The 11,713-nt window shown below is 45.6% G+C and carries 10 protein-coding genes and 1 riboswitch; of the genes, 8 read left to right on the top strand and 2 right to left on the bottom strand.

Going from position 1 to position 11,713, the window contains the following annotated elements:
* The first annotated feature begins 419 nt into the window (after positions 1-419).
* The 8 genes from AACR09_RS21880 to thiH all read left to right on the top strand — a co-directional run bounded on the left by AACR09_RS21880 (position 420) and on the right by thiH (position 8,698).
* Complete coding sequence (locus tag AACR09_RS21880) at positions 420-1,802, top strand: multicopper oxidase family protein (protein ID WP_193834523.1); 1,383 nt, start codon at positions 420-422, stop codon at positions 1,800-1,802.
* A 100-nt stretch (positions 1,803-1,902) separates the two neighbouring features.
* On the top strand, positions 1,903-2,286 hold the full coding sequence (gene crcB / locus AACR09_RS21875) for a fluoride efflux transporter CrcB (protein WP_004736665.1): 384 nt from the start codon (positions 1,903-1,905) through the stop codon (positions 2,284-2,286).
* A gap of 62 nt (positions 2,287-2,348) precedes the next feature.
* A riboswitch (TPP riboswitch) is annotated at positions 2,349-2,447 on the top strand.
* A gap of 129 nt (positions 2,448-2,576) precedes the next feature.
* Positions 2,577-4,526, top strand: a complete 1,950-nt coding sequence (gene thiC, locus AACR09_RS21870; RefSeq protein ID WP_004736664.1) for a phosphomethylpyrimidine synthase ThiC — start codon at positions 2,577-2,579, stop codon at positions 4,524-4,526.
* On the top strand, positions 4,526-5,818 hold the full coding sequence (locus AACR09_RS21865) for a thiamine phosphate synthase (RefSeq protein WP_193834521.1): 1,293 nt from the start codon (positions 4,526-4,528) through the stop codon (positions 5,816-5,818). The genes thiC and AACR09_RS21865 overlap by 1 nt, the downstream gene beginning before the upstream one ends.
* Entirely contained in the window at positions 5,808-6,590 is a 783-nt protein-coding gene (locus tag AACR09_RS21860) for a HesA/MoeB/ThiF family protein (protein WP_193834519.1), read from the top strand. Before AACR09_RS21865 ends, AACR09_RS21860 begins: the two co-directional genes overlap by 11 nt.
* Positions 6,587-6,796, top strand: a complete 210-nt coding sequence (gene thiS, locus AACR09_RS21855) for a sulfur carrier protein ThiS (RefSeq protein WP_017085664.1) — start codon at positions 6,587-6,589, stop codon at positions 6,794-6,796. The genes AACR09_RS21860 and thiS overlap by 4 nt, the downstream gene beginning before the upstream one ends.
* A gap of 2 nt (positions 6,797-6,798) precedes the next feature.
* Positions 6,799-7,563, top strand: coding sequence for a thiazole synthase (locus AACR09_RS21850; RefSeq protein ID WP_017069601.1), 765 nt, complete (start codon positions 6,799-6,801; stop codon positions 7,561-7,563).
* A 7-nt stretch (positions 7,564-7,570) separates the two neighbouring features.
* Positions 7,571-8,698 (top strand): 2-iminoacetate synthase ThiH, encoded by a 1,128-nt coding sequence (gene thiH / locus AACR09_RS21845; protein ID WP_193834517.1) that lies wholly within the window; start codon positions 7,571-7,573, stop codon positions 8,696-8,698.
* Between the two features lie 151 nt (positions 8,699-8,849).
* Here thiH and AACR09_RS21840 read toward each other — a convergent pair whose 3' ends face one another.
* Both AACR09_RS21840 and AACR09_RS21835 read right to left on the bottom strand, forming a co-directional pair.
* Complete coding sequence (locus AACR09_RS21840) at positions 8,850-10,640, bottom strand: aminopeptidase P family protein (RefSeq protein ID WP_193834515.1); 1,791 nt, start codon at positions 10,638-10,640, stop codon at positions 8,850-8,852.
* Positions 10,641-10,762: 122 nt separating this feature from the next.
* A complete protein-coding gene (locus AACR09_RS21835) occupies positions 10,763-11,704 on the bottom strand; it encodes a LysR substrate-binding domain-containing protein (protein ID WP_193834513.1) in 942 nt (313 codons plus the stop codon).
* Positions 11,705-11,713 lie beyond the last annotated feature (9 nt).

The raw sequence follows: 11,713 nt of genomic DNA, 5'->3' as shown, positions 1-11,713 counted from the left end.
GTAGCTCCAATTGGCAGAGCAGCGGATTCCAAATCCGCGTGTTGGGAGTTCGAATCTCTCCACCCCTGCCATATTTAAGGCTCTAGCAGAAATGCTAGAGCCTTTTTGCTTTCTGAATCTAATATACGCCATTAGCAAAGCAGCGGATTCTCCCGACTTACCAAAACAGCGCGTGTTGGGAGTCTAAACCTCCACCCAGCCATATCAATGCCTCAGCAGAAGTTCTGTTTTTTACTTTACATTTGTTCGATTTTTAGTCGATAATTCCTGCTTTTAATAAAACCTAGCCTTAAAAGGGTAAGTGCTTACTTATCCCAGCCTCTTTTATAAACAATCAACAGCACAATCCCCACTTCTTTATGAGAATTATTCTCAATATTTTGTTACATTTTGGTCGTTATTACTAAAAGGCAACAAATATGGATATCTCCCGTCGTAAGTTTATTCAATCATCTCTCGCTATATCAGCACTCACTGTTCTACCCGCTTGCTCAATTAACCGGTCAGTTGATGAGCAAGGAAAGTATGTTTATGACTTAACTGCAGAACCTTCAACAGCTGAGTTGGTGACGGGATTTAATACCAATGTTTTAGCCTTTAATGGACAGATCCCTGCTCCGACGATTCGATGTCGACAGGGTGAAAAGGTCACAATTCGTTTTACGAATAAGCTATCAGAGCCGACGACTATTCATTGGCATGGTTTAAGAATTCCTATCGAAATGGATGGGGTTCCCTTCTTAAGTCAGCCACCGATCATGCCAGGTGAAACATTCATTTATGAGTTTACGCCGCCAGATGCTGGCACATTTTGGTATCACCCACATATGAATAGTGTGAAGCAGCTTGGTATGGGCTTAGTTGGTCTTATTATCGTAGAAGAGAATATTCCAGTGCAGTTTGATGAAGAGCATGCACTGATGCTTAAGCATTGGCACATCGATAAACAGGGTCAATGGAAAGACTTAATGATTCCACGACTAAGTGCTCGTATGGGAACTCCAGGAGAGTGGAGTAGCGTCAATGGTGTTCATGAACCTGTATACCAATTAAAGCAGCACGCAACGACTCGACTGCGTATCGCGAATGTCGATAATACGATCACTTATCCTATTGCTGTCGAAGGGGCTGAGGCATGGGTGATTGCCATTGATGGTAATCCTGTAAAGACGCCATATAAACTGACTCAACATAAAATCGGCCCAGGGATGCGCGTGGATATTGGACTGATAGCGCCCAGAGTAGGCGAGCGAGTTAATGTTCTTCAAATGAAGGGCCGCTTTCCTTTCTCTTTATGCGAGTTCGAGGTAGTAGATTCCCCCCTTACTGAAGGGCGTTTATTGCCATTGTTACCTCTTAACCCGGTACCTAATCTAGATCTTGCTAATACTGAAGAGATCGATTTTGTGTTCGAGTGGGAAGGTGCGGTATCACCAGTTTCTAAAGATGGGAAATCGATGCCTAAGTTTTGGCTTACTAATAAAAGAGCATGGGAAGGGATGAGCAAAGACAATATTCCTGAGCCGTTGACGACTTTAGAGTTAGGTAAGACTTACATATTCGATCTAAAGAACGTCACCCAATACCATCACCCGATCCATATTCACGGTCATACATTCACTGTATTGGAACTTGATGGAAAGAAAGTTGAAGAGCCTTTCCATACCGATACAGTGTTACTTGGAAAAAACGGCCGAGCTAAAGCTGCATTTGTTGCAGATAACCCTGGCCGCTGGATGTACCACTGTCATGTTATAGAACACATGAAAACGGGTTTAATGGGATACATTGAAGTTAAGTGACACCTGTAACGTTTAATATTTGCGCATGCATTCTTAGTTTCTACCCTCGCTTTTATCGGCGTTAAAGCTAGAATATAGGGATTATTGTTTGGGAGGATTCATGGGTCAGTTATCTATTCTAGGTTTTATCGCCATCGGTGGCGCGTTTGGTGCTTGTTCACGTTACTTGATTTCAGAGTTATGCGTTGTGATGTTAGGACGTGGTTTTCCTTACGGTACGCTGACAGTTAACGTGATTGGCTCTTTGATTATGGGATTGCTCATCGCCGCGTTTGAAAACGAGATGGTCGCGACGGAACCGTGGAGACAAATTATCGGTCTTGGTTTCCTAGGAGCACTGACTACATTTTCTACGTTTTCTATGGATAACGTACTTCTTATGCAGCAGGGCGCTTTCTTTAAGATGGGACTCAATGTGCTACTCAACGTGGTACTCAGTATTTCAGCCGCATGGATCGGCTTCCAACTTTTGATAAAGTCTTAAAACTTTCTTACGATTTGTTAACAACTCGGCTTGGTTTATCCAAGCCGTTTTTATATACTCGATCGAACTTGTCGGAGTGCCATATGGCTGAGACCGTTAACTCGGGATCCGTTGAACCTGATCAGGCTAATACCTGCGAAGGGAACAAGAGTAGATATCTAACTAGAATCCTTCTAGAGATCTATCTCCAGATCACAACTGTATTTCTTACCGTGATCCCTCTTGTAGCATCTAATCCGTCAAGCATTTTTATCCCTATAAATAATGGCTAAAAGCCAAGGAAAAATGCTATGTCGACTCGTAAACAAGCAAGACTGGAAGCGAAGAATTTCATTGATTCTTTATCCGTACAACCCTATCCAAACTCAAAAAAAGCTTACATCCAAGGATCTCGAGAGGACATTCAAGTCCCTGTCCGAGAAATATCACTCGCTGATAGCCTTGTTGGTGGTACCAAAAAAGAGCCTGTATTTGAACCTAATGTACCCATTCAAGTTTACGATACCTCAGGTGTTTACACAGACCCTACACATCAAATAGACCTGTATAGCGGTCTTCCTAAGTTGCGAGAGCAATGGATTGAAGAGCGTGGTGATACGGAACTGTTAGACGACGTAAGCTCTGTTTACACCAAAGAACGTTTAGAAGATGAAACTCTAGACGACCTTCGCTACGGCAACCTGCCTAGAATTCGTCGCGCAACAGACAACCAATGTGTTACTCAGCTGCACTATGCTCGTCAGGGTATTATCACACCTGAAATGGAGTACATTGCCATACGTGAGAACATGGGACGTCAGAAGTTCGCTGATGAGCAGCTTAACCATCAACACCCTGGCCATAATTTTGGCGCAAACCTACCGAAAGAGATCACTCCTGAGTTCGTGCGTAAAGAGGTTGCTGAAGGTCGAGCTATTATCCCTTCAAACATCAACCACCCAGAATCAGAACCGATGATTATTGGTCGAAACTTCTTAGTGAAGGTGAACGCTAATATCGGTAACTCTTCAGTAAGCTCTTCGATTGAAGAAGAAGTTGAGAAGCTAGTATGGTCGACTCGCTGGGGTGGCGATACCGTGATGGACCTTTCTACTGGTCGTAATATTCACGAGACTCGCGAATGGATCCTACGTAATAGCCCAGTACCAATTGGTACGGTTCCTATGTATCAAGCGCTTGAAAAAGTGAATGGCGTTGCGGAAGACCTTAACTGGGAAGTGATGCGCGATACCTTGATTGAACAAGCAGAGCAGGGTGTTGATTACTTTACTATCCACGCAGGCTTATTGCTTCGCTACGTTCCTATGACCGCTAAACGTGTGACTGGTATTGTCTCTCGTGGCGGCTCCATCATCGCGAAATGGTGTCTTGCTCATCACCAAGAAAGTTTCCTTTATACCCACTTCCGTGAGATCTGTGAGATCTGTGCGAAGTACGACGTTGCCCTGTCATTGGGTGATGGCCTACGCCCGGGTTCTATTGCAGATGCCAATGATGAGGCTCAATTCTCGGAGTTACGTACTTTAGGTGAGTTGACTAAGGTCGCTTGGGAATACGACGTGCAGGTGATCATTGAAGGCCCAGGACATGTGCCAATGCACCTAATCAAAGAGAATATGGATGAGCAGTTAGAACACTGCCATGAAGCGCCTTTCTATACTTTAGGCCCATTGACGACAGATATTGCCCCTGGTTACGACCATATTACCTCTGGTATTGGTGCGGCCATGATTGGTTGGTACGGCTGTGCGATGCTCTGTTATGTCACACCTAAAGAGCATTTAGGTCTACCAAATAAAGAAGATGTGAAGACCGGCCTGATTACATACAAGCTTGCTGCACACGCTGCTGACCTTGCGAAAGGGCACCCAGGCGCACAAATCCGAGATAATGCATTATCTAAAGCACGTTTTGAATTCCGTTGGGAAGACCAATTTAATCTAGCTTTAGACCCTGAAACAGCACGTTCTTTCCATGATGAAACTCTGCCACAAGAATCCGGTAAGGTTGCTCACTTCTGCTCAATGTGTGGACCTAAATTCTGCTCGATGAAGATCTCTCAGGAAGTCCGAGAGTATGCGAAAGACACCGAACAAGTGGCCGCGGATCAGGCTATCGAGATTAAGATGCTAGATAACCCGCTGGAAGGGATGCGTCAGAAATCACAAGAGTTCCGTGATACTGGCTCTGAACTTTACCACCCTGCAGTAGGTGCAAAAGAAGCTCAATTAGAGGAATAATGACAGTGAAGATACTTATCCCATCTCAAAATATTGAGTTAACGGGAGAGTTGCAGAACTGTCTATTGGTTGCTAAGCGACAAGGCTTGGCAATCGATGCAGTTGAGTTGGGTGTAAGCCCAACTCAATACTTCTCTATCGTTGACACTCAGCAGGCGTTATCTATTGGCTTTGCTCATGATGTTGATTCATTGGCGGAGTGTCAGCTAGCGGAACTGAACCATGTTGTTGATTACAGTAATTCAGTCGCGCTAACTGACGTTTGTGACGCCTTTACACAAACTCCGAATACCATCTATGTAGGTGTCTCAGATGATTCAGCTGTACTGGATATCTGGTCACACCGGGATGCTAATCGTGCTATCAAAAGTGAAACTACAGCTCATCAGGAGTTAGATAATCGCGGCCACTTTGCTTGGTTACTTACTTTGTTGGCTCTGGAATTCCCATTAGAGGACGCATTGGTTTTAGCTCGCGCATCGTCGAATGTTTCACGTGGAACATGGCCAGCACATTACCAAAACTTTCCAATTCCAGCTCTTGAAGATCAACGATTAGATATAAGCGTTGGTTGGGCTAATCAAGGGACAGTGCTTTCTTTTCCTGAGCTGAGTAAGAATAGTCTGGGTTTATACCCTGTGGTTGATGACGTTGAGTGGATCGAAAGGTTGCTCAAGCTTGGAGTCAACACTGTTCAACTACGTATTAAAAACCCTCTGCAAGCGGACTTAGAACAACAAGTTGCGCGATCAATCGAGCTTGGTCGAGAGCATAACGCTCAGGTTTTTATCAATGACTATTGGCAGCTTGCACTCAAGCATGACGCATTTGGTGTTCATTTGGGGCAAGAGGATATTGAAGAATCAAACCTCTCACAGTTGAGCCAAGCAGGTATCAAGATCGGTCTCTCTACTCATGGCTATTACGAGTTGCTCCGCATTGTTCAAATCAACCCAAGCTATATTGCGCTAGGGCATATCTTCCCAACAACAACTAAACAGATGCCATCAAAGCCTCAAGGTTTAGTTCGTTTATCTCTGTATCAACAGCTGATTGATACTATCCCATACACAGACCAACTCATTGGTTATCCGACGGTTGCTATTGGCGGTATTGACCAATCGACAGCTGAGCAGGTGTGGGAGTGTGGGGTATCGAGCTTGGCGGTGGTACGTGCGATTACATTGGCGGAAGACCCACAGAAAGTGATCGAATTTTTCGAAAAACTGATGGCACCTAAATCTCCAACTCTTAAGGTAGAGGTTATGCAGGAGCCTAGCTATGTTGAGTGACTTTGAATTCATTCGTTATCAACGACAAATTGCGTTACCTGAAGTGGGTGAGCAAGGGCAACGCAACCTACTAAATAGTCATGTGTTGATCATCGGTTGTGGTGGCTTAGGTAATGCTGCGGCTCTTTACCTAGCTGCTTCTGGTGTTGGAAAGATCGTGCTGGTCGATGATGATTGTGTCGATTCATCGAACCTGCAACGACAGGTCGCGTTCAGGGAAAATCAGTTAGGTTCGCCTAAGGTTGAAGCGTTGAAGCAACAATTGAGTGAGCTCAATGGTCGAAGCCAAGTAAGAACCATCAATAAGCGAATGACTCAAAGCCAACTTGAGCTTGAGGTGATGCTCGCTGATTTGGTGTTGGATTGTACTGACAACTTTGAGTCGCGCCAGCAGGTTAACCAAGCATGTTTTGGCAGCAGTACGCCTTTGATTTCTGGTTCTGCGATCGGCTGGAAAGGTCAGTTTATTGTCTTTGATTATCAGAAGCAGAAAGGGTGCTATCACTGTTTATTCCCGTTCAGTCACCATCCGCAAACGACTCGTTGTAGTGATAGCGGCATCATAGGCCCAGTTGTTGGCACGATAGGGAACCTTCAAGCTTTGGCTGCTATTCAACGTTTAACTCGTGGTGAGTTTCAGGTAGCAACACACCAGCTCAAACTGTTCGATGGCCAAACGATGAATTGGCAAAATTTAATGGTCACTCAAGATAGTGAATGTCCCGTGTGCAGTGCGTCTGCAGTTAAGCATTTAGAAGAAGAAATCCAATGAGTCATATAACGATCTCTATAAACGAGCAACCAGAACAGGTCGCGCACTTGTCGTCTCTAGCGGACATTATCCAAGCTCTATCATTACCTGATCTAGGTTGTGTATTTGCAATCAATAATGCGGTTGTCCCGCGCAGCCAGTGGCAACAAACTGTCGTCAATGAAGGCGATGCTATTTCTCTTTTCCAAGCCATTGCAGGAGGCTAACCATGTTAACTATCGCTGATAAAACGTTTCAATCACGACTCTTCACTGGAACCGGGAAGTTCGCAAACAAGCATTTGATGGCGAGTGCTATTGAAGCTTCAGGTTCGCAACTGGCAACTATGGCGTTGAAGAGAGTCGATATTCGCTCTGAGCAAGACGACATTTTACAACCAATCATTGATGCTGGCGTGAACTTGCTACCGAATACATCTGGGGCGAAGAATGCAAAAGATGCCGTCTTTGCTGCGCATTTGGCTCGTGAAGCGCTAGGCACAAACTGGCTTAAACTGGAAATTCACCCAGATCCAAAGTACTTGATGCCAGACCCAATTGAGACGCTTAAAGCTGCTGAGCAACTGGTTAAAGATGGTTTTGTTGTATTGCCTTACTGTCATGCCGATCCAGTATTGTGTAAACGCTTGGAAGAGGTGGGTTGCGCTGCGGTTATGCCACTGGGTGCGCCGATTGGTTCAAATAAGGGTATCGCTTCGGCAGACTTTTTAGAGATCATTATCGACCAAGCGAATGTCCCTGTGATAGTAGATGCAGGCATAGGCGCACCATCACATGCTGCTCGCGCAATGGAAATGGGCGCAGACGCAGTGTTAGTGAATACGGCGATTGCGGCCTCTCAACAGCCAGTTGATATGGCGATTGCTTTTAAACTGGCAGTCGAAGCTGGGCGTATGGCTTACCTTGCTGGACTTGCAGGAAAAGTATCTCATGCAGTTGCTTCAAGCCCGTTAACTTCATTCCTAGACGAGTAGTAGTGCTATGACGTTTGTTGATCGATTTAAACAACTCAACTGGGATGACATTGGTATGTCTATCTTCAGTAAAACGGCAGCGGATGTTGAACGCGCTCTGAGTAAACCCAAACGTGACTTAGAAGACTTTAAGGCGCTGATCTCTCCGGCGGCAGAACCTTACTTAGAGCAGATGGCACAACAGTCGTTGGCGCTAACTCGTAAGCGATTTGGCAATACAGTGTCGCTTTACATTCCTTTGTACCTCTCGAATCTATGCGCTAATGCGTGCACGTATTGTGGCTTCTCAATGGAGAACCGTATCAAACGTCGCACGCTTACTTTGGATGAAATTGATGCCGAAAGTGCGGCTATCAAAAAGATGAAGTTCGATAGCGTTTTGTTGGTCACCGGTGAACATGAAACTAAGGTCGGGATGAATTACTTTCGACAGGTGTTGCCGAATATCAAAAAGCAATTCAACTACCTTGCGATGGAAGTGCAGCCGCTTGATCAACATGATTACGCAGAGCTTAAAACTCTCGGCCTAGATGCTGTTATGGTTTACCAAGAGACTTATCAGCCAAGAACTTACGCTGAGCATCATCTACGTGGCAATAAAATGGATTTTGAATACCGTCTTGAAACCCCAGATCGCTTGGCAAAAGCGGGGATCGATAAGATAGGTATTGGTGCCTTGATTGGTTTGGAAGATTGGCGAACCGACTGCTTTTTTGTTGCTGCTCACTTAGATTACTTAGAGCGTACTTATTGGCAAACACGTTACTCAATTTCATTCCCACGTCTTCGTCCGTGTGAGGGTGGGGACTCTGGTGGTGGATTACAGCCTAAATCAATCATGAACGATAAACAGCTGGTTCAGCTTATCTGCGCATATCGACTCTTGAATCCTGAGGTCGAGTTATCCCTTTCTACTCGCGAATCGGCAACCTTTCGCGACAATGTGTTGCCATTAGGAATCACAAGTATGTCGGCGGCTTCTAAAACCCAGCCTGGTGGTTATGCTTCGGGTGAAGAAGAGCTCGAACAATTTGAGATAAGCGACGAGAGAAGTGCTGCTGATGTTGAGTCAATGATCCGACAGCGAGGTTTCGATCCAGTGTGGCGAGACTGGCACAATGCCTATTCTGGTTAATCAACATATTGGTTGATGTTCCACGTGAAACATCGATGTAATGATACAGGCAAATAAAAACGGCTACCTTTGGGTAGCCGTTTTTCTATTTGCTATTTAACTTATTAACCTAGCAAGCTCATTTTGGTTCAGTTATCTGTCGAGCAAGGCATTAAGCGTGAGCAAGTGGTGTTGTTGATTGGCGTAGCCATTCCAGCGTATCACCTTCAACTAATGGGCTAACATCGTTCCATACTTTCTGATGGTAGTCGTTCAGCCAAGCCAGTTCAGGTCGTGTTAGCAAATCAACATTGATGTTGCGCTTATCGATAGGACAACGAGTTAGCGATTCAAACGTCAATACTGCGAAGTCACCTTGAGTTGGAAGTTCAACAACCAGTTCTAGGTTCTCGATACGGATACCAAATTCATCAGCACGGTAGTAACCCGGCTCGTTTGATAACACCATACCTTCAACAAGAGGTACGTCGATCAGCTTCTTAGAGATGCTTTGCGGTCCTTCATGAACACTTAGGAAATGACCAACACCGTGACCAGTACCGTGGTCGTAATCGAAGCCTTCTGCCCATAAGTGCTGACGCGCTAGGATATCCAGTTGGAAACCACGAGTTCCCTGAGGGAAACGTGCACGTGCAATGCCGATATGACCTTTAAGTGCTAGCGTGAACTGCTGGATCATTTCGTCGCTTGGTTGGCCAATCGCGATAGTACGAGTGATGTCGGTTGTGCCGTCTAGGTACTGACCGCCTGAATCGACTAGGTACAGAGTATTCATCTCTAACTGACCTGGTTCAGGTTGATTCTCGTGGTTGTAGTGACACATTGCTGCGTTACCGCCTGCAGCTGAAATCGTGTCAAAACTTAGGTCCATCAATGTTGGGTCTTGCTCACGGAATGATTGTACTTTGTCAGCCAATACCGCTTCGTTGTGTAGGTTACCTTGCGCGACTTCTGCATCAATCCAAGATAGGAATTTCGCCATCGCAACACCATCACGAATGTGACACGCTTTCATACCTGCAATTTCAGTTTCGTTTTTAGCGGCTTTTGGCATTAGACATGGGTCTGCTGCTTCAATGAGATGAGCGCCAGCGTTTTGAAGAACAAGCGTATACCAAGCATTACTTGTGCCTGAATCGACAGATACATTTTTGCTTTCTAAAGATTGAAGGCGCGCTTCAAGCTCTGATGGGGGAGAAACGCGAATACCATTACCAACGTGAGCTTCAAAGCCAGCCGGGATGCGTGCTGGGTCTAGGAAGAAATCGACGCTTTCATCAGCGTGAATGATTGCATTAGACAACACAACAGGTAGGCGTGATACGTCCAAACCACGAATGTTGAGTAACCAGCAAATAGAGTCTAGTTCAGTAAGGATTGCGGCATCTGCACCTTTGGCTTTTAGTAGGCCTGCAATTTCAGCGCGTTTGCTTTCACTTGATTGACCAACGGCGTCTGTTGCCATTAGGCGAACATCAGATACCACAGGCTCAGGGCGATCAGACCAAAGCTCATCAATTGGGTTTGCTGAGAGCGTTGTTAGCTCAACTTTCTCTGCTAGTTTTGCTTGTGCGCCTTTCAACCACGCCGCGGTGTGCATGCGTGGGTCGAATGCAACCTTACTACCTTGTGGCAATGAATTGATGATCCAATCTAAAGCCGGTTCTTCAATAAGGTGGCGATACTCAAATAACTCTGCTAGTACTTGCTTACGAACCTGAACGGTGTAGCGACCATCAACAAAAATAGCAGCAGTTTCACGAGTGATAACAGCGGCACCTGCAGAGCCAGTGAAACCTGTTAACCAGTGAAGTCGCTCGTTATGAGCGGGAACGTATTCACCTAGATATTCGTCTTCGTGTGGAATGATAACGGCATCTAGGTTGTTTGTTTCAAGCCAAGCTCGAACCGCAGCAACGCGTTCAGCAGTGATATTGTGCATCTATGTTTATCCTTATTGTTAGGGTCCTTGTTAACACTCACAGTCGATATACATGCGAGGGGACTTATTAGGTCAATAAGCTAGCGCTTTTGTTCGTTTGCTGCAAACGCTGTACGCCATTTTTATCTAAGGTGCAGAGTTTTTTCTTTGATGATATCTCGCAACCAAGTTAAGGCTGGGTCATTTTCTCTGTCACGATGCCAAAACAAAGTGTATGCCATCGGTGGGAATTCCATTGGTAAAGGAACAACCACTAAGTCGAGTTGCTTAGCGACGAGGTAAGTAAAGTGGCTTGGTGCGGTAAACACAAAGTCGGTGTAGGTACACAGGCTTGCGGCGCTATTGAAGTCTGGAACAGAAATCGCGATATCACGTTGATGACCAAGGTCGGCAAGTTTGTAGTCAAGCAGCCATCGATCGTTCCCATCACATCTTACTTGTACATGACGCTGCGCAAGGTAGGTTCCCAAATCCCATTTACCGCCCAGAGCAGGGTGGTTACGCCTTAAGACACACATTTGTGCATCACGGTAGATCTCTTGTTCGCAGATGTCGTCTGGCGGCAGCATAGTTAAGCGCGCGTCGTTGATGTCGATGTCTTTGCCTGTGAGTCCGATATCTAACTCACCAAGCTGTAGCTTCTTAAAGGTTTGTTCGGTCCACGCGTGGGTGTTGATATTGACCTTAGGTGCTTGTCGAAATATCGCCGGTAAGAAGTGAGGAAGAATCAGCGGGTAAACACTCTCAACGGCAGCAATGTGAAAGCTGTGGTCACTGTTGTTGGGAATGAAAGTTTCCGGTTGGGTAAGCACATCGAGCTGATTGATCAATGTTTCTAAACGAGGTTTGAGAAATACAGCCTTGGGTGTTGGTCGTAGGCCATGAGCACTTCGTGTGAAAAGGGGGTCATTAAATTGTTCACGAAGCTTGGCTAGCGACTTGCTCACAGCCGATTGACTCAAGCACAATCGATGCGCAGTGCGAGTGACACTCAGCTCTTCCATCAGCACCTGCAAGCAAACCAGTAGATTGAGGTCGAGGCGTGATAGTTTCTCGATATTCATGTGAGTTTC

Source organism: Vibrio sp. OPT20, assembly GCF_963889365.1.
Lineage (GTDB): Bacteria > Pseudomonadota > Gammaproteobacteria > Enterobacterales > Vibrionaceae > Vibrio > Vibrio splendidus.
Note: the sequence above shows the minus strand (reverse complement) of the source record. Positions and strands in the feature narration are given on the sequence as shown.

Excerpts from the sequence above, each read along its gene's own strand:
- AACR09_RS21860 (WP_193834519.1), top strand. The coding sequence starts at position 5,808 with ATGTTGAGTGACTTTGAATTCATTCGTTATCAACGACAAATTGCGTTA.
- AACR09_RS21865 (WP_193834521.1), top strand. The coding sequence starts at position 4,526 with ATGACAGTGAAGATACTTATCCCATCTCAAAATATTGAGTTAACGGGA.
- AACR09_RS21835 (WP_193834513.1), bottom strand. The coding sequence starts at position 11,704 with ATGAATATCGAGAAACTATCACGCCTCGACCTCAATCTACTGGTTTGC.
- thiH (WP_193834517.1), top strand. The coding sequence starts at position 7,571 with ATGACGTTTGTTGATCGATTTAAACAACTCAACTGGGATGACATTGGT.
- thiS (WP_017085664.1), top strand. The coding sequence starts at position 6,587 with ATGAGTCATATAACGATCTCTATAAACGAGCAACCAGAACAGGTCGCG.
- AACR09_RS21880 (WP_193834523.1), top strand. The coding sequence starts at position 420 with ATGGATATCTCCCGTCGTAAGTTTATTCAATCATCTCTCGCTATATCA.
- AACR09_RS21850 (WP_017069601.1), top strand. The coding sequence starts at position 6,799 with ATGTTAACTATCGCTGATAAAACGTTTCAATCACGACTCTTCACTGGA.
- thiC (WP_004736664.1), top strand. The coding sequence starts at position 2,577 with ATGTCGACTCGTAAACAAGCAAGACTGGAAGCGAAGAATTTCATTGAT.
- crcB (WP_004736665.1), top strand. The coding sequence starts at position 1,903 with ATGGGTCAGTTATCTATTCTAGGTTTTATCGCCATCGGTGGCGCGTTT.
- AACR09_RS21840 (WP_193834515.1), bottom strand. The coding sequence starts at position 10,640 with ATGCACAATATCACTGCTGAACGCGTTGCTGCGGTTCGAGCTTGGCTT.